Consider the following 21019-nt stretch of genomic DNA (forward strand, 5'->3'; position numbering starts at 1 on the left):
TTAATAAGCCTCCAATTGGCTCAAGTAGTTGCGAACGTTCGCCTCGATCTCTTCCATCGAGTCTCCGCCGAATTTCTCGATGAACGCCTTCGCCACTTCCCAAGTGACGACGTGCTCCAGCACGACGCTTGCGGCGGGAACCGCGCATGCATCGGAGCGCTCTACTTGTGCGGTGAACGGTTCCTTCGTATCGATATCCACGCTGGCTAGCGGTTTGTAGAGCGTCGGAATCGGCTTCATGACGCCGCGCACGACGATCGGTTCGCCCGTCGTCATGCCGCCTTCGAAGCCGCCGGCATTGTTGGATGCGCGATAGAAGCCTCTGTCCGCGCTGTGCATGATCGGATCGTGCACCTGGGAGCCCGGAATACGGCCGGCTTCGAAGCCCATGCCGATCTCGACGCCCTTGAACGCGTTGATCGAGACGACCGCTTGCGCGATTCGCCCGTCCAGCTTGCGGTCCCATTGCACGTGGCTGCCAAGACCGACCGGCAGACCTTCGATAATGCACTCGACGATGCCGCCGATCGAATCTCCGTCCGCTTTCGTCTTGTCGATCAAATCCATCATCTTCTGCTCGGCGTCTTTGTCGACGACGCGAACAGGCGACGCTTCGGTTTGCTCGATCAGCTCATCGATCGGCAAATTCGGCGCTTGAGCAACCACATCCCCGATCGACACGACATGACCGGCGACCTTGACCCCGAATTTCGCCAGAAATTGACGGGCGATCGCGCCGACCGCCACGCGGGCCGCCGTCTCGCGCGCGCTGGAGCGCTCGAGCACGTTGCGCAAATCTTTCAAGTTATATTTCATGCCGCCGTTCAAGTCCGCATGTCCGGGACGCGGGCGATGGACGCGGCGCTTCGCCTCGTCTCCGCCTTCGATCGGCTCTACGTTCATGACGGTCGTCCAATGTTTCCAGTCTTTGTTCTCGACGACCAGCGCGACTGGCGCGCCCGTAGTCTTACCATGTCTTACTCCGCCGACGATTTGCGCCTCATCCGTCTCGATTTGCATGCGGCGGCCTCGGCCATGTCCCTTCTGGCGGCGTTGCAATTGAAAATTCAAAGCTTCGAAATCAAGCTCCAAATTGCTAGGCAATCCCTCGATAATTGCGGTAAGCTGCGGACCGTGCGTTTCCCCCGCGGTCAAATAACGTAAAGTCAAACTCAGTTCCTCCCTTTAGCCACTAAACCCGTGAACGTCTTCTGCTCATTATATTACAGCGTTAAAGCGTTTGACAAGAAAACAGCCCGTCAAGTTCTGACGGACTGTTTCGCGAGTCCCGCCGGGGATGTCGCGCGGGTTTCTCTCATATAAGTTAAAAGCTGCGTATTGTCCAAGCCAAGAATTTGCGCGCATTCCTGTACCGAGATCAAACCTCGCCGGTAAGCGGCAATGACTTTTCGTTTGTCCATTCGTTCCCTCCGTCAATCTCGATAATCGTATTATCGGTTGCAAGAGTAACGAACATACGCGGATTACGTTCTTCTGTAAAAAAAAGTATCGGCGGTTTCGAGTCCGTACTGTCCCGGGGAAAAAATTTGTTCGGTGCTGCCGACGAACAGCAGTCCGCCAGGCTTGAGCGCCTGCGCGAATTTGCCGTACAGCGTATGCTTCGCGTCTTCGGTGAAGTAGATCATGACGTTGCGGCATACGATCAAATCATACTTGTCGCCGAACCGGTCGAGAAGCAGGTTCTGCTTCTGGAATTTAATCGCGCGCTTCAATTTATCGGCGACGCTCCACGCGCCTTCGGACGCTTTGAAATATTTCGCCTTGTATTCGTTCGGCACGTCGCGCAAAGAACGTTCCAGATAGCTGCCTTCCTTCGCTTTGGCAAGAACCCCGTCGTCGATATCGGTCGCCAGCAGCGACGTGCGCTCCAGCGCTCCCAGCGAATCGAGGATCATCGCGATCGTGTAAGGCTCCTCGCCCGTCGAACATGCGGCGCTCCAAATGTTCAGGCGCGCGTTCTCTTCGATCATGCGAGGAAAAAACCGATCTTTGAGCACTTGCCAGCGATTCGGATTGCGCCAAAATTCGGATACGTTGATCGTCATTCTATCCAGAAACTCGTTGCGAAGACGCGGTTCGCTCGTAATCGCCGCGAAATATGCATCGAAACTCGCGAAGCCGTTCTTCATGCGCAGCGTCGTCAACCGGCGGCGCATCTGGTTCTCCTTGTATTGCGACAAGTCGATCGACGTGAACTTCTTGATGTTCGCGACGAACCGGGCGAAGTCTTCGTCCTCGGGCATGCCGTTGATCGTTAGCGGATTCGTTCCTCTGTCTCCCATGACGCAGGCTCTCTCCCTATTCGTTATATCCAAGCTTGTATCGCTTTATCGTAGGAAACCAGTTCATCTTCGGAGAAAAAGATTCCAATCTCCCGCTCCGCGTTGTCGTGCGAATCCGATCCGTGAATCAAGTTGAAATTCGTATGTATCGCGAAATCGCTGCGAATCGTGCCGGGAGCGGCTTCCAGCGCGTTCGTCTTGCCGATGAGCGCGCGGCATAGCGCGACGGCTTGATCGCCTTCCCACACCATGGCGAAGACCGGTCCCGAGGTAATGAACGCGAGCAACCGCTCGTAGAAGTCTTTGCCTTCGTGTTCGGCGTAATGCTGCTTCGCCCGTTCGGGCGATACGTTCATCAGCTTAGCCGCGACGAGCTTCAGTCCTTTGCGTTCGAACCGGGATACGATTTCGCCGATCAATCCGCGCTGCACGCCGTCGGGCTTTACCATCAAATAGGTTCTCTCCATCATTTCTCTCCTCTCTATCGCCAATCGTCGTTCGATCTTCATTTTATCACACAATTTAACGCTCTAATAACTTCTTTTGGCAACAAAACGGGCGATTTCGGTCAGATTACGCTTAGCCGGAATATCCGGCAAATCCTTCAACGCTTGAAGGGCTTTGTTAATATAACGGTCGGCCAGCCGTTCGGCCAGCTCCACCCCGCGGCTGGAACGGACGAGCTTGACCGCGTTCGCCGAGCCGCCTTGTCCGTCGCTTTCGCGGATCAGACCGATCTCGTGCAGCAGCCGTTCCTTGACCGATTCGTCGGTAAGCGCGTAAAGCACCGGCAACGAAATGTTGCCCTGCCTCAAGTCGCTGCCCGGCGGTTTGCCGATCGCCTTCTCCGTACCGCATATATCGAGCAGATCGTCGGTAATCTGGAACGACATGCCGACGTTGTAGCCGAAGCGGTACAAGGCGCCCGCGACTTTGTCCGGCGCGCCCGTCGCCATCGCCCCGAGCTGGCAGCTGATCGCGATCAAGAGCGCCGTCTTGCGGCGAATGCGCAGCAAGTAATTGCGCACGCTTTGCTCCACGTTGAAGAAGTCGCGGATTTGCTCCATCTCGCCGATGCACATCTGCACGATCGCTCCGGACAGAATCTGATGGATTCTAACGTTCTCCAGCTCCGTAACGACGGTAAGCGCCTTGGCATAGATATAATCCCCGGTATACATGGCGATTCGATTATCCCACTTGGACTTGACGGTGAGTTGGCCTCGGCGGGTTTCCGCGTCGTCGATCACGTCGTCGTGCACTAGCGTTGCCATATGGATCAATTCCAGCGGTACCGCGACCCGCTTCAGCGTCTCGAGCGAGTAAGTCCCGAATTTGCCGCTAAGCAAGACGATAATAGGCCGCAACCGTTTGCCCCCGGCTTTCAACAAATGCAGCGAAGTTTCGCTGAGCATCGGAAGATCGGAGGTGACGACCGCCGCCATACGTTCCTCTATCGCTTGCAAATCCGGCTTAAGAGCGGCATAGAGTTGCATCATTTTCATAGGTTCACCTGCGAACTATAGTAAGTTCCCGCGACTTTCGGCAGCGGCAGCTCCAGCAGCTCTACTGGCCTGTCCATTAAACCAAGCTCCTGCGCATAGCGAAAATAAAGCTCTAGGCCCGCTTTCTGTCGCGGACCGAAATCATGGTTCAACGTCTCGAAGAAGTAACGGTGCCAGTATTCGGCCGTTCCTCCGATTTGCTGCAACGCCTTGGCTACGATCGGCTCCCGATTCTCGTAGGAGATCCGTTTGCTCCGCGTCAAGCCTTCGTAAATGGCGCGAACCGCCTCGGGATGAGCATGCGCGGTCTCTCGGCGCACCGCCCACAGGGCGAACGTCATCCAATGCCCGGTCCATGTGTTCCACAATTCGCCCAGATCGAGCACGCGGTATCCTTGATTCGTCCAGGAGGCGCGAATCGCGTGATCGCCGATCAGCAGCGCCGCGTCCGCGTTCTCGAGCATAGGCTCGAGCGACGGCTCGGCGTCCTCGTAGGTTGGCTTGCCGCCGTAAAACTTCTCCATGATGATCTTCAGCAAGTTCACGGAAGTGGCGGACGCCGTCGTTAGCGCGATCCGGCCGCGGATGACTTTCTCCAGCGGCGATTTCAGGAACAGCAGGATCGATTGCACGCGGCCGTGCGCGCTCACCGATAAATTCGGCAGCAAATAATACGCGTCGGAGGACAAGCCGTAAGCGTATGAAGAGATAGCCGCCATGTCGATCTCGCCCTCGCGAAGTTTGCGGTTGAGCGCGGCCGGCAGCTCGGATACGATTGCTGCCGGCTCGCATAGCGTGGACGCATCGAAATGGTGGAACACGGGCCAAGAGTTCGTGTATGATATGCGCCCGATCGTAATCGGGCGCGACAGGCCGTTACTCATCGGATTCTCCCCATCTTCTAAACAAGTTGTGTGCGATGCCCATGCTGTCCATCACTTTGCCGACGAGGAAGCCGACGATGTCTTCGACCGTCTGCGGACCGTTGTAGAATGCCGGCATTGCGGGAATGATCCGCACGCCGAGGCGCGCGAGCTTCAGCATGTTCTCAAGATGTATGGCGGAAAGCGGGGTTTCGCGCGGCACGAGCAGAAGCGGCCTGCCTTCCTTAAGCATGACGTCCGCGGCGCGGGTCAGCAAATTCGTGGAAGCGCCGCCGGCGATCGCGGACAGCGAACCCATCGAGCAAGGGATGATGACCATGCCCTCGGCGAGGAACGATCCGCTGGCGATGCTGGCGCCGATATCGTTAAGCGGATGATAGGTCAGCCTGCCTTCTTCGGCAGCGCCCTCGAAAGCCGCCGCGAGAGCGTCTTGCCGGCGTGCGGCGTCCCAGCCCAGCTCTTCCTTCAATACGCGCCAGCCCGCATCCGAGATGACGAGATGCACGTGGATTCCGGCCGCCAGCAGTTCCTTGCATAGCTTGACCCCATAAGGAGCGCCGCTGGCGCCCGTCATGCCGACAACCCATCTTCTTACCACGTTCTCACCACCACGAGATCGATGAACGTGAACGCGAACACGACCGCGCTCAGAACGCCGTTCATCGTGAAGAATGCCGCGTTCAGCTTGCTCAGGTCGTTCGGCTTGACGAGACGGTGTTCATAGAGCAGAAGACCGGCCGCGATCACCATGCCGACGAAGTACGGCCAGCCGAGATCCGTAAACACGAACAGCAAAGCGAAGCCTACGGTCGTCATGGCGTGGAATACGCGCGCGATCGCGAGCGCCCCCGCGATGCCGAAGCGCGCGGGGATCGAATGCAGCCCTTCCTTGCGGTCGAATTCGATGTCTTGGCAAGCATAGATAATATCAAAGCCTGCGGTCCATATCGCTACGGTCAAATAAAGAATAATAGAAGTCCACGTTACTTCTCCCGTAACGGCGACCCAGCCGCCGAGCGGCGCAAGGCCGATCGTAAGGCCGAGGACGATGTGGCAAGCCCATGTGAAACGCTTCGTGTAGGAATAGATGACGGTCATGAATACGGCGATCGGAAGCAGCTTGACGGACAAGCTGTTCAATTGCGAAGCGGCCCAGAACAGAAGCGCGAACGAGATCACGATGAACAGGATCGTTTCCGTGCTCTTGATCAGCCCTGCGGGAATCGCCCGGCTCGCCGTGCGCGGATTGCGCGCGTCGATCGCCTTGTCGATGACCCTGTTAAGCCCCATCGCGGCGGTGCGCGCGCCGACCATCGCCATCAGGATCCAACCGCACTCGCTCCACTCCGGAAGCCGCTTATCGACGACGACGGCACCGAGAATGGCGCCCATATAGGCGAACGGAAGAGCGAATATCGTGTGCTCGAATTTGATCATTTCAAGAAAAGTGCGTATTTTGGATATCATGCCTTGTCCGTTCCCTTCGTGCCGATATGCAATGCCGCCACGCCGCCGAAGAAAGGATAAGCTTTGACGTCGCGCATGCCTACGCCGCGGAACATGTCCGCGAGCGCCTTCATGTCGGGGAACGATATAAGCGACTCCGGCAACCAGCTGTATTGCTCGTACTTCTTGACTAATACTTTGCTGATCCACGGCATCAGCTTCTCGAAGTAAAAATAATAAATGCCTTTGAACGGTTGCCAGGTCGGCTTGGACATCTCGAGGCAGACGATCCTTCCGCCCGGTTTCGCTACGCGCAGCATCTCCCGGAGCACTTGCTCGTAATCGGGCACGTTGCGCAAGCCGAATCCGATCGTCACGTAATCGAAGCTGTTATCTTCGAACGGCAGCTCCATCGCATTGCCTTGCACGAGCGAGATTTGATCGGACAATCCGGCTTTATCGACTTTGGCTTGTCCGACGTCAAGCATGTTCCGGCTGAAATCGAGTCCGATCGTCTTGCCCGTGCCGCTCGCCTTGGCGAGCGCGATCGTCCAATCGCAGGTCCCGCAACAGAGATCGAGCGAGGTTTGGCCCGGCCGCACGTTCATCTTGCGCATCGTGAACTTGCGCCATGCCTTGTGTCTTCTGAAACTGATCACGCTGTTCATGAAATCGTACTTCGGCGCGATGTCCTCGAAGACGGCATGTACTTTGCGCTGTTTGGATTCCGCATCCATCATGTTGTTATCCCAGCTCCTTCAATGCCGCCTGCGGCTGCGGTGCCGCCGCCTGAACGAACGGCTCGATCAGAGGCTGCAGCTCTCGCATCAGCTTGTCCGATTGCAGCCTTTGCACTAACGATTGCAACTGCGTCGTCGAGTGCCGAAGCAGCTGCGTCAGCTTCTCCGCGACCGCGTATTTTTTCCATAAACCTTTGATTACGCCGAAATCTTCCTTACGATCCTGCAGCGCCCGGCGGTCTTCTTCCGTCCCGTCCTGCAGAATGTGCCACATGCCCCAGCTGCCTTCGAGCTTCGCCGGCTTATCGACGCGGGCAAGCTCCTGCAGCAACACCTCGCAGCGGCTGAACCGTTCGACCAGCTCCGGCCATACGCGTTCGTACATGCCGCCCATGGCGCCCGTGAACGCAAGGAAAAGCCCCGACTTGATCTCGGCAGCGTGCAGCAAATATTGCTCCGCGTCCAGCTTCATCTGGGTCATACGGACGTAGAGGTTCATCTTGGCCCGGTTAATCTCGCACACCGCTTCGCTTAGCCGGCGAACCATATCGAGTTGTCCCGCTTGGGACAGCAGATGGTAGAATCTGCTGCTGAAATAATCCCCCGCGAGAACTTTAAGCTGCTGTGCCCGCATCGCCATGATGCCGGAATTCGCGGGCGCCGGGCTATTGTCAACCAGATCGTGCGTATCCAGTCCCATCTGGACGAGCGAAGTTACGACCGATAGCAGTTCTTTCTGATGACCCGTCGCGGGCTGATGGCTTAATACCGCATATAACAAAGAAATCCTGCCTTCCGGAAAATCCGGCAACTCCGTATGCAGGGTAATCATGTCGTGGCTCATATATTTGTTAGCCATTTGGGCTATTCGAGCTCTTGTCATCGTTCCGCCTCCGAACCTGTTGCCCCAAGTCCGATGCGGCCTGCGGCTAACGGGCGGCAAAGGACGTTGATTTGATCTATTATAACATATCCGGGTTAGGCTCGCATAAGCCCGAACCGTTGTTCATTAATTTGCAAAATTTCGCTTCCAACGCTCGCCCGCCGGGGTAACGGTCATCCGGATTCGGGAGGCGACGCCTTGATCCAGCTCCAGATCGGTCGGACGCAGCCGATCGATCTGTTTGTCCGCCCAATCGCTCTTCAGCGTCTCGATCGAGGACAGCAACACGTGATCTTCATTGTTTCCATTAAACACGCGAATAAGCAGCTGGCCCACGTTGTTTTTGTCTTTGAAAGCGAACGTAATGAGCGATTTCGCGTCAAGCCAAAGATCGGCCGGAGCGGACGCGGCCAGATCCACGGCCAGGATGCCGTGATCCCAGCGGACGCGGAGCAGCCTTACTCTAGCCGATAGATCGGCCATCTCGTCGATCAGATTATCGTCGCGCAGCATCTTCGCATGCAACGGCTCGAACACGGCCGACGCCGCGCGCCGTTGCTCCAGCGCATCGTCCGCCGCGTTTAACCCGCTGAGCCCGACAATCGCGGCTATCCCTAAGACGAACAACAACCCATAGCTGCGCCAATGAAATATCGACAAGCAGGCCACCCCCCATTGTGTGCGCAAGTCCCGTTACTCTATTGATACAAAAAAAAGAACAGGCTATGCCTGCTCTTTTCCCGGTGTCGCGAAGTTACTCGCCTGCTTCGATGACCCCGTGCTTCGTCATGATCGTCGCGCGTCCCCGCACCTTCACGGCCGACGTATGCTCGGTGAACTGGGCGATAATAACTTCGCCTTTGTCCAGTTTCTCGGTGTGATGGAATTTCGTGTCTTGACCGCGCGTTAAGCCGATGACCTGCACGCCGTTATCCTTCGCCTTGACGACGAAGTATTCTTGATCGCCTGAGTTCATAGGGAGTTGTCACCTTCGATTCTCGTCATTAGATTAAAAAACCATCCCTATCAACAAGGTGTCCTGTTAATCGGATGGTTCGCGCCTGTCAATCTGGTCGGAACGGAGAGATTCGAACTCTCGACCTCACCCACCCCAAGGGTGCGCGCTACCGGGCTGCGCCACGTCCCGAATCTTAGTATGTGTGAAATTATAGCATAGGCCAAAATACGGGTGCAACAATTCACTAAATTAATGAAGGATAATGTAAATATCCTTCAGGTAAATGTTGTCAATCATGCGATACAATGAAAGATGAGGTGAAATGGGCATGAACTGCCGTCTATGGCGCATTCTAGTTTCTATCGCTATCGTATCTATGCTTGCCTCCGCTGTTACCGACACCGGTTACGCTTTAACTCGAAGGTATTTCGTTTCCCTAAAAGAAATGATCGCGGAATCGGATTCGATCGTCGAGGCAAGAAAAACGCAGGCCGTTGTATTCGAAGAGCGGTATATTCCCGGGGTACTTTCCGAAGTTGAAATTGTTCAAGTTATAAAAGGCGATTCGGCGATGTTGCATAAGAAAATCAAAGTATTGAACCTAAACGGGGCTAACGATAAAGAGGAACATTTCATCCTCATGCTCCAACCCGAGATCGTTGACTACGGCGAAGACGTATATGGAACGATCGGCGTTGTGGAAGGCCTCCTCGTCGTGGGCGAGAACGGAACAGTGCGTTACGGCGGATGGTCGAAACCGGAAAACGGCGATGAGCACCTGCTAGCGAAAGCGTTCGACGGAGTCTCTTTGGATAAAGCAATCGCGATCATGCATGATCCTGATTTACGCGCCTCGGCCGACAAAACGATCCCTACGGAGGCAGCAGCCTTAACGGTGTTCCTATTCGCCTCGACGATATTGGCCGTCCGGTATATATCCGCTTCCGCCAAGAAGCCTAACCCGAAATAATCGCCCAAAAAGGCCCTGCCCTCCGACGCGTAAGCATCGCTGGGCAGGGCCTTCGAGCATAATCTGATGTTCGATTATTTAATGCCTTCTTTGAGCGCTTTCCCTGGTTTGAACGCAGGGATTTTGCCAGCAGGGATGTCGATTTCCACGCCGGTCTGCGGGTTGCGTCCCTTGCGGGCGGAACGCTCGCGTACTTCGAAGTTTCCAAAGCCGACGAGTTGAACTTTGTCGCCAGACTGGAGCGCTTCGGAAATGACGTCGAATACGGCGTCGACGGCCGAGGTCGCGTCCTTCTTGGACAAGTCGGCCAATTCGGCCACCTTGGCGATCAATTCGGTTTTATTCATGTCATTCACCTCCCCTGGCGGTATATGGCATGTTATCTGTTTAACCGATTACACGGAAATTATACACTCGGGGTCCGCGAAGTTTCAAGCGCGGCGCGGTTTTACGCGTTTGGTATTAAGACTTTCTCCGATACAGGTGAATAAAGGTGACCGAGAGAGCCAATACGAGCACGGCGCCTTTAATAATATCGGTCGTGTAATACTGGACGTTCATCATCGTCATCCCGTTCACCATGACGCCCATCAGGACGGCGCCTACGAACGTGCCGATAATGTTCGGGCGTCCGGCCGCGAACACGGAATAGCCGACGAACACGGCGGCCACCGCCTCCATCAGCATCGGCGCTCCGGCGTCGATCTGGCCAGAGCCGATCCGCGCGGCGAATAGGATGCCGCCGATAGCGGCGAAGATGCCCGAAGCGATGTAAGCGTACGTTCTGACTCGCTTAACGCGAAGGCCGGACAATCTGGACGCCTCTTCGTTGCCGCCCGTCATGATCATTTGCCGCCCCCATCGCGTGTACTTGAAGAACAAGTGCATGACGATGACGGCGATCAGCATCAGAATGACCGGGAACGGAACGCCGAACAGCTTGCCTTGGCCGATCCACAGGAAATCTTCCCGCATCGTTCCCGGAGCGGTCGAGCCGTCCGATAGCGGCATATTGTTATAGATGGAGTAGCCTTTGGTATACGTCTTATGGATACCGTTCACGATGTACATGACCGCGAGCGTCGCCAGCAGGTCCGGAATCCGGATTCTGACGATAAGCAAGGCGTTCAACAGTCCGACGAGCGCGCCGACCAAGATCGGAACGATGAGCACGACGACGAGCGGCATCTCGTACCAGACCATCATCGTCGCGGTTACGACGGTGGACAACGATACCGTAGCGCCGACGGACAAGTCGAAGCCGTCGACCGTCAGCGCGATCGTTACGCCGATCGCCACGAACGTCACGATGGAAATCGAACGAAGGATATCCGTTAAATTGCTATAAGTAAAAAAGTATTCGTTCTGGAGCGAGAAAAAGACGATTACGAGTCCGATGAAGACGAGCGCCCCGTATTTGAACGAAAACTGCAGCAGTTGCTTTTTCATGCGAGTTCCTCCTTGCCGGCGCTGGCGTAATAGAGCAAATCCTCGTGCGTCGCTTGCCCCCGGGCGAACGACTTCACGATCGTCCCGTCGCACATGACGAGTATGCGATCGGCGATGCCGAGCGCTTCGGCGAATTCGCAGGTTAAATACAAGATCCCCTTGCCTTGCTGGGCAAGCGTGCCGATGATGCGGAAAATGTCGCGTTTGGCGCCGACGTCGACGCCTTTCGTCGGCTCGTCGAACAGCACGACGTCCGTCTCCGTCCCGAGCCATTTGCCGATCGACACTTTCTGCTGATTGCCCCCGCTGAGGAAGCCCGTAATCTGATCCGCCGAAGTCGTCTTGATCCCGAGCTCGCGAATTTGATCGTTCGCGAAGCCGCGCTCTTGCTTGCCCTTCATCCAGCCAAAGAGGCTCATCGATTTCAATCCCGGCAAGCTTAAGTTATGCAAGACGGAAGAGCCGACCAAGATGCCTTCCTTGCGGCGCTCTTCCGGTACGAGGGCGACTCCGGCCTGCACGGCGTCAGCGGGCGAACGAACGTCGACGGATCGCCCCGCCACTTCGACGGTTCCTCTCGAGATCGGATCGGCCCCGAACAGCCCACGGGACAATTCGGTTTTGCCGGCGCCGACGAGGCCGACGACCGCGACGATCTCTCCCCGCTTCACCTCGAGGTCGACGCCTTTCACGCGATTGCCCGACTCGAGCCCGCGTACCGACAGTACCGTCTCTCCGATCGTTGCGGGAAGCTTGGGAAACTCCTCCTCGAAGCTTCTGCCCAGCATCGCCCGGACGACGCCGGATGCGTCCAGCTCGGACGACTGCTCGGTCAGCACCCGGCTTCCGTCGCGCATGACCGTGATGCGATCGCAAATCTCGAACACCTCCGGAAGCCGGTGCGTAATGAAGATGACGCCGATGCCGGCCGATTTCAAGCTCCTCATGATCGCGAACAGCGCGTTCGTCTCCTCGATGCTAAGAGGCGCCGTCGGCTCGTCCAAGATGACGAACTTAGCTTGCTCCGCGAGCAATCTCGCGATCAGCACCATCTGCTTCTCGGATAACGTCAGATCGCGGACAAGCGTCTTCGGCTGCAACTTCGATAGCCCCAGCCGTTCGAGAAGCTGCTTGGCGTTCTCATGAAGCTTTCCCCAATGGATCCACGAGCCGCCCGTGGACGAAGCGATCCGATCCAAATAGATGTTCTCGGATACGCTGAGGTGCGGAACGAGCGACGTATCCACTTCCTGATAGACGCAGTGGATTCCGGCTGCCTTCGCGTCCGCCGGCGAGCGGAAGACGTAAGAAATCCCGTTGATTTCGACCGTGCCCTCGTCCGCCTCGTAAGCGCCGGACAATATTTTCATGAGCGTGCTCTTGCCGGCGCCGTTGGCGCCGAGCAGCGCGTGGATCTCTCCTCCGCGGACGCCGAAATCGACGTTCGCGAGCGCCGGAACGCCGGCGAACGACTTCGAGATGCCGCGCATGTTCAATTCCGCCAATGATGTGCCCGAATGCGCCACGGTCTACCGCCTCCGTTTCTTCATTTCAATCGTACAGCAGGGCACGACGCCAATAAATCCGCGCCGTGCCCCTGCTTAACCCCTATGAGTCGAAAGATTATTTCGCGCTTGCAACCACGTCGGCTTCAAGCTGTTTCAATGCGTCGGTGTTGCCCAGATCGCTGCTGCCCCAGCCTTCGACGTACTGGGAAAGCTCGGCCGTCGTGATGACTTTGTCCGTCGGCAGCATGTCGCGGTGTACGAATACCGGCTCAAGCTCGACGACCGCATCGGTCGCGTCGCCGTTCAGCTTCTGGTACAGGTAACGAACCTGCACTTGGCCGATCGAAGCCGGATCTACGGCTGCGGATGCAACCCAAGGGCTAGTCGGATCTTGAATCATTTTCAAATCTTCGTCGCTAAGGTCGATGCCGTATACTTTGATTTCGTCGCGGCCGGCTTGCTTGATCGCGTTAGCCGCGCCTTTGGCGAATTCGTCCCACGCCGCCCATACAGCCGTAATATCCCCTTTGTTAGGGTTTTTCTTCAGAACGGCTTCCAGTTGGCTTTGCGTATCCAACTGCGGGTTGCTCGCATTGCCGAACGCCGCGATCTCTTTAATGTCCGGATATTTGTCCATGAACGCTTTGTAGGAAATTTGACGGCTTTCCATCGGAGGGAAGCCCGCAACCCATACTTTAACGATATTGCCTTTGCCGCCTGCTTCTTCGGCCAGCTTCTCGAGCGTAAGCTCGGCGAGCTTCTGGTCGTTCTGCGCCAGGTTCGTTACGCCTTCGACGCCGTTCAGGGCGGAGTCGAACGCGACGACCGGAATGCCAGCGGCGAGCGCCTTCTGTACGCCTGCCGTCAGAGCGGCGGGATCGCCGTGGTCGAGCAGGATGCCGTCGAACTTCTGGTTAACCGCGGAATCGAGGTTCGCCGTCATTTTGCTCAGATCGTTGTCGGATCCGAGAACGGTCACTTCGCCGCCGTACTTCGCGATTTGTTTCTTGACGCCGTCCACGTATTGCGCGGAGAACGTGCCGGTGTTGAGGCGCATGATCAGCGCGATTTTCTTCCCGGTCAGCGAGTTCGCCGCCGTCTCGGCTGCTGCGGACGATGCTGCGGCGCTGGACGGCGCGGCGGCGGATTCGGACGATGCGGCGTTATTGTTGTCTTTGTTGCCGCAGCCCGCGAGTACCAATACAACCCCTAACAGCAACGCAAACGTTAAGTATAGCGACTTCTTCATGTTTCTCTCTGCCTCCCAGATGTCTTGGTTCTATTAAGATATAACTTAATATAATTGGTTAATCCTACTATGTCAATCGGATTTCATTATTTAAATGTCGAAATTTGCGCACGAAAGCGCCGCTTCCCATTATAGCAAGGAAAGCGGCGATTGACAGCCCTATTCTTTTACAAAATGATGGCGATGAGACCGCCCGAGCCTTCGTTAATAATGCGCCCGAGCGTTTCTTGCAGCTTGTAGCGCGCGTTGTCCGGCATCATGGCGATTTTGCCTTGAATGCCTTCCCTCACGATCGAATGCAGCGAGCGTCCGAAAATATCGGAATCCCAAATGCGGATCGGATCCTTCTCGAAATCTTGCATCAGGTAGCGAACGAGCTCCTCGCTCTGCTTCTCGGTTCCGATAATCGGGGCGAACTCGGACTCGACGTCGACGCGGATCATATGAATCGACGGAGCCGTCGCTTTCAGCCTTACGCCGAAACGCGAGCCTTGGCGGATGAGCTCCGGTTCGTCGAGCTGCATCTCGGCAAGAGACGGCGCGGCGATGCCGTAGCCGGTCGTCTTGACCATCTCGAGCGCTTCCGCGAACCGGTCGTATTCTCGTTTCGCGTGCGAGAACTCCTGCATGAGCTGCAGCAGGTGATCTTTGCCGCGAATTTCCGTCCCGACGACTTCGGTAAGAATTTTATCGTACAATTCGTCCGGCGCGAACAGATCGATCTCGGCGACGCCTTGCCCGAGATTCATGCCGCTCAAGCCCGCGCGGGCAATAAATTCGTATTCGACGAATTGGGAGACGACGCGGTCGACGTCGCGCAGGCGGCGAATATCTTTGACCGTCTCGCGAACCGAATTCTCGTAGCTCGAACGCAGCCAGTGATTTTCGCTCAACACCATAACCCAGCTCGGAAGATTGACGTTGACTTCGTGAACGGGGAATTCGTAGAGCACTTCGCGCAGGACGCCGTACACTTCCTCCTCGCCCATCGTGGCTGCGCTGAGCGCCAATACCGGAATATCGTATTTGATGGCCAGCTCGCTGCGAAGCGCCAGCGTCTCTTCGCTTTTCGGACGCGCGGAGTTGATGACGAGCACGAACGGCTTGCCGACTTCCTTCAGCTCGCTGACGACTCGTTCTTCCGCGCTTATGTAAGCGCTGCGCGGAATTTCGGCGATCGATCCGTCCGTCGTCACGACGACGCCGAGCGTGGAATGCTCCTGGATCACTTTGCGCGTGCCGATCTCCGCCGCTTCCTGGAACGGAATCGGTTCCTCGAACCAAGGCGTCGTAATCATGCGCGGTCCGCCTTCGTCCTCGAACCCTTTGGCGCCTTCGACCGTGTATCCAACGCAATCGACGAGACGAACGTTCACTTCGAGCCCTTCCGCCACTTTAAGCTGAACGGCGTTGTTCGGCACGAACTTCGGCTCCGTCGTCATAATCGTACGCCCGGCGGCGCTTTGCGGCAGCTCGTCGATCGCGCGGACGCGGTCTGCCTCGAAAGCGATATTCGGCAACACGACGGTTTCCATGAACCGTTTAATGAAGGTCGATTTGCCCGTACGGACGGCACCCACGACCCCGAGGTAGATGTCGCCGCCGGTGCGCTCGGCGATATCTTTGAAAATGTCCACTTTTTCCACTGAGATTCCCTCCCATCGTAATCGCGAAACGTTTCGTGACCCGCCTTGCTGGGCGGAACTCGTACACGAATTTGGACTGGTAACATTGTATGTGCCTAATCGCCCTAAATATGACGAAGCCGCACAAAATGTTTGCCATACCGACGTACGCCCGCCGGCGCTCCTATTGTTTCCCCCATGAGCATATGAAAAAAGAGAGAGACGTATGTCTCTCCCTTCGGAAAAAAAGTTGCCTCGGCCGCTATGACGCCGAAAACGGATCGACCGCTTGCGGCGCGTCGTCTACCCATCGGTATTCCGCCGCTTTGACCGGCACGTAATAGGAAGCGTCAATAAGATACCGGCGCAGATCGGAGTCTCCGTCCGGAGACGTCTCGGACTTGCCGATCGCCGTCATGATGTCGATGCCGTAGTCGATGTATACTTTGCCCGAGATATCCATAATAAGGTTAACCGGCTGTCGCGAATAAACGCTGCGAATATCCGGGGCATCGATTCCGAGCTTATCGAAGTCGACGCTGACGTATCCGGGATACATTTGTTCTCCCGCCGGAATAACGCCTTTATGCGAAGCGAAATATTCGACGACTTTCTTCTGCACTTCCCCTACCTGCTGATAGACGGGCAGGTCGAGCAATTTGACTTGCGGCTTCGTCTCCTCGTCGATGATCAGAAACCGGAAACGGCCGCCCTTCTCGAAGGCTATCCGCGGTACGCTGCCCAGGTAGTCCCCGCTCTGCAGCTTGCCGAGATCGATTTTGTATTTCTCATACAGCGGCGTGAATTCGTCCGCGTTCTCGATGGGCAGCACGCCGGTTTGCTCGTAATAACGGTCTACCGCGTCTTGAACGGTCAGCACCGCCTCGCGCGAGGACGCATCGCCGCGGGGGGGTTGGTCATCGGGGTAAAGACACCCGGATAACGTCAATAACGGCACGATAAGAAGAGCTGCAACTGAGATGCGTGAAAAATGGCGGAACTTCATGGACCCCTTGTCCTCCTAAACGCTCTATCTAAACCATTCGTCTTCCTCTTGCTCGGCCAGCTTCTTGCGGATCGCCGCTTTGAGCGGGTCTTCCGGAACGGTTACGGTCACGTCGTTCGTTACCCGCGCTTGGCAAGACAGCCTGGTGCCTGCTTCGAGCAACGGACCGAGCTTGACCTTCTCCGCATGGGTCGGCGGCTGCAAGCTGCCTGCTTGGTCGCTCGCTACGTGAACCTTGCACATCAGGCACCCGGCAACTCCGCCGCAGCGCGTTCTCACGCCGGCATGAACCCGCTTGGCCGCATCGAGCAGCGTCGTGCCGGGTCTAACGGCAATCGTAAGCTTCTGGGGCATAAACGTGACCACGGGCTTCCTGGCGTTCATTCAGGCGCCTCCTCGGGCTGGCTCCCGACGCCGGCGGCGAGCCGAAAGGCTTGCTCGGCGACGTCCGGCGCCACGCGGTTCCGTTCGATGAGCGCGCGGAGCAGCGGCAGCTGGCGCTCGGCGTCCGCCGCGATTAAGCGGCCCGCGACTTCGGCGCGATCCATGCGGTCTCGGAGCAGATTGAAGATCAGCTCGTGTCCTAGCGGAATGAGCATCACCGTCATTCCTTCGGCGTTCGCGGGATCGCCGCTTGGATATAACGAATGCTCGACTTCCGTCCGGTAGACCGACCCGCGAGCCGCGATTCTGAAATCGCCGACGAGCTCTACGATCGTATCCTCCAGCTTGTAATGGGATAATACCGACCGATAGCGATCCGTCTCGTTGTCGGCAGGTCCGTCCAATGCATAAACCGCGAGCCGCTGATGAATCGCGCGAATCGCTTTCCTATCCGCGTATACGTCCAAATCCCGGGGCGCGCGTTCCAGCTTCGCCCCTCTGAGCGCGAGCCCCGTGCTGCCGCCGACGACCCATCGCGAATCGCAGCCTTCCAGGAGCTCCGCCAAGCGGCGAAGCGCGGACACGGGATTACCGGTAGGCATAAGGGTCACTTCCGTTTCTATGCTAAGGTTAAAAGTAAGGTTTGTTCTTGGCGACAATGTCGCCGGGTTTAGCGACGATCGCTTGGCAGCCCAGCCGGTAACCGGCCTCCAGTTCCTCGGGACCTAACCGGTCCCACTCTTCATCCGTCGATTCCGCCAGCAACGACGCGCCTTCGGTCACGATGCACCGGCATTTCGCGCAAGTTCCCCTCGAGCAATTGTACAACCAGTCGATGCCGGATTGTTGAGCCAAGTTCAATAGGCTTGACCCGATCGTGCCTTCGACGGTTTTCGTGTGGGTTCTCCCCGATAGCGTAATCAAGCTGAAGTCCTCCCGCGATGTAAGGTATTATATGATGGATATGATGCTGAAGCCCACGCCGTACAGCAGCACGATCGTCGCGACGATCATAAGCACCGTCTTTATTATGCCTTTGGTTTTGGCTCGCGCGAACATGACGATGAGCGCTGCCGCGACCATGAGCCCGATGCCTCTGAACGAAAGCCACATCTTGGTCATCGGGTCTAACGCGGCTGGAAATTGCTGAATAAGTTCGAACATAGATGATCCTCCGTCTCGTCCGTTTCCCTCAAATGCACAATATTATACCATTAGCCGAGTCATTAAACAAAATCCTTATGAAAAGCGTTAAGAAGCGATCAACCTATTATTTTCTACCTATGTATTTGGTCCCATAATTTGCCTAAATCAACAAAAATAAAGCAAGTTTGTCCTATAGACAATGGTCGAACAGGCAAATAAAGTTATAGTTGAATACCCGATTTTTCCATCGCTTTCGAAGGGAGGATACAAGTCGAACGCTGAATCAGGACTTCAGAGGTAATACAATTAAAAAAAAGAGAAAAAGAGTGGAGAGAGAAAATTCATGAAAAAAATTGTAGTTGTATTGATGCTGATCCTCGCCGCAGCACTAGGGTCTGTTTCGGCATCCGCCAATGATTTAGCAAATGAACCTAGTCCCGTAGTTAAAGCCGATTTTCGCATCGATCCCGCGGATAACAAATATATCATCATAGAAACAGCCGCATACACTTCCAATTATCATATGATGAAATTTAAAATTAAAGGACAATTATTCTATCCTAACGACAATGACGAGACAGACAAACCGCTTGCTACTTGCGAGGCATGGACCGACAAACCCGGGAAAAAAATTCATTGCAAAGTCGATGAAAAGAAGTTCAGGTCTAACCAAAACTATAAATTCATTGTTCGCTATACCCAATTCAATGACGATGGCACTTGCATACAAGGTATAGAATATGCGAACTGGAAATCTCCATTCGGTATGATTCAAGACCCGCTGTTTTTTGAGCTCAAACAAACTACAGCAAGCACTTTCCAGAATCCGTTTTTCAAGCCTCGCGATTGAAATCATATAACGGCCGATGACGGGGGATCTTGAAGAGAAAGGCGGCACGATCTGTGCCGCCGCTTCTTTTTATTTTTTGACCATCATCTTAATCAGCGATTCGAGGTTGTTCATGTTCATCCCGCTCTTCTTGACCGCGGCGACGATCTCCTTCAACGTCTCCTCGGATACAGGAACTTTGGCCATCGCCGAAACTTGCTTAACCAGCTGGCGAATTTGCGCTTCGTTCTGCAGCGTGCCCGGATTCACTCCGCTAGCGATCTTCTTCACCTGGTTTTCGGAGATGTGTTTGCCGGTTTTCTTGTTCACGGCGCCTAACAGATCTTTTTTGTCCATACTTCCCCTCCTCCGGCATTGCGCACTGTATCCTATGAAGCGGAAACCGGAAAAGTGTGGGCGAGCGTCCCCAATGAAAAAAGCCCGCATAGACGCGGACTTTGCAGCTTGCTATTTCCCTCTTAACCACTTCTCGCGCGACGTGCTCGCGATCTCTTCGATCTCGTGCGTGCGCACGCGCCCCATCAGGGCGCCGACGGCTTGTTCCGGCGAGGCGCCCTCGAACAGCACGGCGTAAAGCTGGTCCGTGATCGGCATCTCGACGTCGTATTGGGACGCGAGCGCGCGTGCCGCTTTCGTCGTTCTTACGCCTTCGACGACCATTCCGATCCGCTGCAGCACTTCCTCGAGAGGAACGCCTTGACCGAGCAACGACCCGGCCCTCCAGTTGCGGCTATGGCGGCTCGTGGACGTCGCGATCAAGTCGCCTACGCCGGCGAGGCCGGCGAACGTGAGCGGATTCGCTCCCATTGCCGCTCCCAGCCTAGCGATCTCCGCCAGCCCGCGCGTAATAAGCGCTGCCTTGGCGTTATCCCCGAAGCCTAAGCCGTCCGTCATGCCGGCCCCGAGCGCGATAATATTCTTGATCGCTCCGGCCGTCTCCACGCCGATGAGATCGGGGTTCGTATAGACGCGGAAATATGAATTATTCATGAACAAATCCTGTGCGGTATCCGCGCAAGCCGTATCCTGCGAGGCGACGACGATCGTCGTCGGCTGCCGATTCACGACTTCTTCGGCGTGGCTCGGTCCCGACAACACGACGATGCTGCTTTCCGGGCGATCCAATTCCTCCGAGAGAACCGTCGACATACGTTTGAGCGTCTCCAGCTCGAAGCCTTTGGTCGCGTGAATGACGAGCGCGTCTTTCGGCAGATCAGGTGCCACTTTCTTGGCGACGTCCCGCATCGCAGAGGACGGAGCGACGAACAGTACGGCTTTCGTGTCCGTTAATGCCGCCTTCAAGTCCGTCGTCGCGCGAATGCCGTCCGGCAACGTTGCGCCGGGCAAGTATTTGTCGTTCGTTCTTCTAACGTTAATCTCTTCCGCTTGCGCTTCGTTGCGCGTCCATAACGCGACTTGGCATCCGTTATCGGCGAGTACGCGCGCCAAAGCCGTCCCCCAGCTTCCCGCCACAAGAACAGCAACCTTCTTATGCTCCATGACGAACACCTTTCTTACCGCTTCCCAGCTTGTTTTCCGTTCCGTTCAGCAGCTTCACGATATTTTTACGATGACGTAAAATCGCGATCGCTCCGACGAAAGCCGCCCCCCATATGAACGGACCGTCCGCGCCGAACGTCGCGAAGAGTATCGGCAGCAGCACGGCGAGAACGAGCGAACCAAGCGAGACATACTTCGTAAGGGCGATAATCGCGATCGCGACCAATCCTGCGATGAGCGTTGGCAGAACCGCCCACACAGCCAGTGCTCCGACCGTAGTCGCAATGCCTTTGCCGCCCTTGAAGCGGAAGAAAATCGGCCAGTTATGCCCGGCGATCGCGGCTAACCCGCACAGCACGGGGATCCAATTGTTCTCTCCGAGCCAGAAGCCGATGCCTACCGCGGCGGTGCCTTTGGCGAAGTCCAGCAAGAATACGCACAGGGCAGGGCCTTTGCCAAGCACCCGAAGCGTGTTCGTCGCGCCGGCGTTACCGCTGCCGTACTGTCGGATATCGATTTTGCGAAGCCATAGGGCGAATAGGATGCTGAACGAAATCGAGCCTAACAAATAACCGATGACGATAGCGACAATAGATGTAAACAATCCGGTCTC

Annotated in this window: 27 protein-coding genes and 1 tRNA gene; 2 read left to right on the forward strand and 26 right to left on the reverse strand. The window is 56.1% G+C overall.

The features are described 5' to 3' along the window. From aroC to COHPA_RS0104260, 13 genes are all read right to left on the reverse strand, one after another. A complete protein-coding gene (aroC, locus tag COHPA_RS0104200) occupies positions 1-1170 on the reverse strand; it encodes a chorismate synthase (RefSeq protein ID WP_027084950.1) in 1170 nt (389 codons plus the stop codon). Between the two features lie 89 nt (positions 1171-1259). Next, the gene (locus COHPA_RS25780; protein WP_169733245.1) at positions 1260-1421 is read right to left on the reverse strand and encodes a hypothetical protein; all 162 of its coding nucleotides are present in this window, start codon (positions 1419-1421) and stop codon (positions 1260-1262) included. 63 nt (positions 1422-1484) lie between these two features. Further along, positions 1485-2264, reverse strand: a complete 780-nt coding sequence (locus COHPA_RS0104210; protein WP_035120036.1) for a CheR family methyltransferase — start codon at positions 2262-2264, stop codon at positions 1485-1487. A gap of 62 nt (positions 2265-2326) precedes the next feature. Then, positions 2327-2770: a nucleoside-diphosphate kinase gene (gene ndk / locus COHPA_RS0104215; protein ID WP_027084952.1), complete on the reverse strand. Its 444-nt coding sequence runs from the start codon at positions 2768-2770 to the stop codon at positions 2327-2329. Between the two features lie 63 nt (positions 2771-2833). Further along, complete coding sequence (locus COHPA_RS0104220) at positions 2834-3808, reverse strand: polyprenyl synthetase family protein (RefSeq protein ID WP_027084953.1); 975 nt, start codon at positions 3806-3808, stop codon at positions 2834-2836. Beyond that, complete coding sequence (locus COHPA_RS0104225; RefSeq protein WP_027084954.1) at positions 3805-4692, reverse strand: menaquinone biosynthetic enzyme MqnA/MqnD family protein; 888 nt, start codon at positions 4690-4692, stop codon at positions 3805-3807. Before COHPA_RS0104225 ends, COHPA_RS0104220 begins: the two co-directional genes overlap by 4 nt. Then, a complete protein-coding gene (locus COHPA_RS0104230) occupies positions 4685-5290 on the reverse strand; it encodes a UbiX family flavin prenyltransferase (protein ID WP_035119372.1) in 606 nt (201 codons plus the stop codon). Before COHPA_RS0104230 ends, COHPA_RS0104225 begins: the two co-directional genes overlap by 8 nt. Then, a complete protein-coding gene (locus COHPA_RS0104235) occupies positions 5284-6159 on the reverse strand; it encodes a UbiA-like polyprenyltransferase (RefSeq protein WP_027084956.1) in 876 nt (291 codons plus the stop codon). The genes COHPA_RS0104230 and COHPA_RS0104235 overlap by 7 nt, the downstream gene beginning before the upstream one ends. Then, on the reverse strand, positions 6156-6875 hold the full coding sequence (locus COHPA_RS0104240; RefSeq protein ID WP_035120040.1) for a demethylmenaquinone methyltransferase: 720 nt from the start codon (positions 6873-6875) through the stop codon (positions 6156-6158). Before COHPA_RS0104240 ends, COHPA_RS0104235 begins: the two co-directional genes overlap by 4 nt. A gap of 7 nt (positions 6876-6882) precedes the next feature. Then, complete coding sequence (locus COHPA_RS0104245; protein WP_035119373.1) at positions 6883-7761, reverse strand: heptaprenyl diphosphate synthase component 1; 879 nt, start codon at positions 7759-7761, stop codon at positions 6883-6885. A gap of 126 nt (positions 7762-7887) precedes the next feature. Continuing rightward, positions 7888-8421, reverse strand: coding sequence for a hypothetical protein (locus COHPA_RS0104250; protein WP_027084959.1), 534 nt, complete (start codon positions 8419-8421; stop codon positions 7888-7890). Between the two features lie 94 nt (positions 8422-8515). Further along, positions 8516-8737: a trp RNA-binding attenuation protein MtrB gene (gene mtrB, locus COHPA_RS0104255; protein ID WP_027084960.1), complete on the reverse strand. Its 222-nt coding sequence runs from the start codon at positions 8735-8737 to the stop codon at positions 8516-8518. A 94-nt stretch (positions 8738-8831) separates the two neighbouring features. Continuing rightward, positions 8832-8908: transfer RNA gene (locus tag COHPA_RS0104260), tRNA-Pro, on the reverse strand. Between the two features lie 382 nt (positions 8909-9290). On the opposite strand from COHPA_RS0104260, the gene COHPA_RS0104265 reads away from it, so the two are divergent. After that, positions 9291-9689, forward strand: coding sequence for a hypothetical protein (locus COHPA_RS0104265; protein ID WP_156926592.1), 399 nt, complete (start codon positions 9291-9293; stop codon positions 9687-9689). 74 nt (positions 9690-9763) lie between these two features. Here COHPA_RS0104265 and COHPA_RS0104270 read toward each other — a convergent pair whose 3' ends face one another. The 10 genes from COHPA_RS0104270 to COHPA_RS0104315 all read right to left on the reverse strand — a co-directional run bounded on the left by COHPA_RS0104270 (position 9764) and on the right by COHPA_RS0104315 (position 18074). Continuing rightward, entirely contained in the window at positions 9764-10036 is a 273-nt protein-coding gene (locus tag COHPA_RS0104270; RefSeq protein WP_027084962.1) for an HU family DNA-binding protein, read from the reverse strand. A 115-nt stretch (positions 10037-10151) separates the two neighbouring features. Next, positions 10152-11138 carry an ABC transporter permease gene (locus COHPA_RS0104275; RefSeq protein WP_027084963.1) on the reverse strand — a complete coding sequence of 329 codons (987 nt, stop codon included), beginning with the start codon at positions 11136-11138 and terminating at the stop codon, positions 10152-10154. Continuing rightward, entirely contained in the window at positions 11135-12628 is a 1494-nt protein-coding gene (locus COHPA_RS0104280; protein WP_035120041.1) for a sugar ABC transporter ATP-binding protein, read from the reverse strand. The genes COHPA_RS0104275 and COHPA_RS0104280 overlap by 4 nt, the downstream gene beginning before the upstream one ends. Positions 12629-12761: 133 nt before the next feature. Then, a complete protein-coding gene (locus COHPA_RS0104285) occupies positions 12762-13895 on the reverse strand; it encodes a sugar ABC transporter substrate-binding protein (protein ID WP_027084965.1) in 1134 nt (377 codons plus the stop codon). Positions 13896-14062: 167 nt separating this feature from the next. Continuing rightward, the gene (gene spoIVA / locus COHPA_RS0104290; RefSeq protein WP_027084966.1) at positions 14063-15541 is read right to left on the reverse strand and encodes a stage IV sporulation protein A; all 1479 of its coding nucleotides are present in this window, start codon (positions 15539-15541) and stop codon (positions 14063-14065) included. 241 nt (positions 15542-15782) lie between these two features. Further along, positions 15783-16526, reverse strand: coding sequence for a DUF3939 domain-containing protein (locus COHPA_RS0104295; protein ID WP_027084967.1), 744 nt, complete (start codon positions 16524-16526; stop codon positions 15783-15785). 24 nt (positions 16527-16550) lie between these two features. Next, positions 16551-16910, reverse strand: coding sequence for a 2Fe-2S iron-sulfur cluster-binding protein (locus tag COHPA_RS0104300; protein WP_027084968.1), 360 nt, complete (start codon positions 16908-16910; stop codon positions 16551-16553). Further along, entirely contained in the window at positions 16907-17512 is a 606-nt protein-coding gene (locus COHPA_RS0104305) for a nucleotidyltransferase domain-containing protein (RefSeq protein ID WP_027084969.1), read from the reverse strand. The genes COHPA_RS0104300 and COHPA_RS0104305 overlap by 4 nt, the downstream gene beginning before the upstream one ends. A 28-nt stretch (positions 17513-17540) precedes the next feature. Then, positions 17541-17834 (reverse strand): 2Fe-2S iron-sulfur cluster-binding protein, encoded by a 294-nt coding sequence (locus tag COHPA_RS0104310; RefSeq protein WP_027084970.1) that lies wholly within the window; start codon positions 17832-17834, stop codon positions 17541-17543. Positions 17835-17861: 27 nt separating this feature from the next. Next, positions 17862-18074 (reverse strand): DUF2768 family protein, encoded by a 213-nt coding sequence (locus COHPA_RS0104315; protein WP_027084971.1) that lies wholly within the window; start codon positions 18072-18074, stop codon positions 17862-17864. 325 nt (positions 18075-18399) lie between these two features. Here COHPA_RS0104315 and COHPA_RS0104320 point away from each other — a divergent pair, with 325 nt between their 5' ends. After that, the gene (locus tag COHPA_RS0104320; protein WP_027084972.1) at positions 18400-18906 is read left to right on the forward strand and encodes a hypothetical protein; all 507 of its coding nucleotides are present in this window, start codon (positions 18400-18402) and stop codon (positions 18904-18906) included. Positions 18907-18975: 69 nt separating this feature from the next. Here COHPA_RS0104320 and COHPA_RS0104325 read toward each other — a convergent pair whose 3' ends face one another. The 3 genes from COHPA_RS0104325 to plsY all read right to left on the reverse strand — a co-directional run bounded on the left by COHPA_RS0104325 (position 18976) and on the right by plsY (position 21010). Continuing rightward, positions 18976-19242, reverse strand: a complete 267-nt coding sequence (locus COHPA_RS0104325; protein WP_027084973.1) for a stage VI sporulation protein F — start codon at positions 19240-19242, stop codon at positions 18976-18978. A gap of 111 nt (positions 19243-19353) precedes the next feature. Continuing rightward, the gene (locus COHPA_RS0104330; RefSeq protein ID WP_027084974.1) at positions 19354-20406 is read right to left on the reverse strand and encodes an NAD(P)H-dependent glycerol-3-phosphate dehydrogenase; all 1053 of its coding nucleotides are present in this window, start codon (positions 20404-20406) and stop codon (positions 19354-19356) included. Further along, positions 20396-21010, reverse strand: a complete 615-nt coding sequence (gene plsY, locus COHPA_RS0104335) for a glycerol-3-phosphate 1-O-acyltransferase PlsY (protein WP_027084975.1) — start codon at positions 21008-21010, stop codon at positions 20396-20398. The genes COHPA_RS0104330 and plsY overlap by 11 nt, the downstream gene beginning before the upstream one ends. Positions 21011-21019: the final 9 nt, after the last annotated feature.

It is taken from the genome of Cohnella panacarvi Gsoil 349, assembly GCF_000515335.1.
Classification (GTDB): Bacteria; Bacillota; Bacilli; order Paenibacillales; family Paenibacillaceae; genus Cohnella; species Cohnella panacarvi.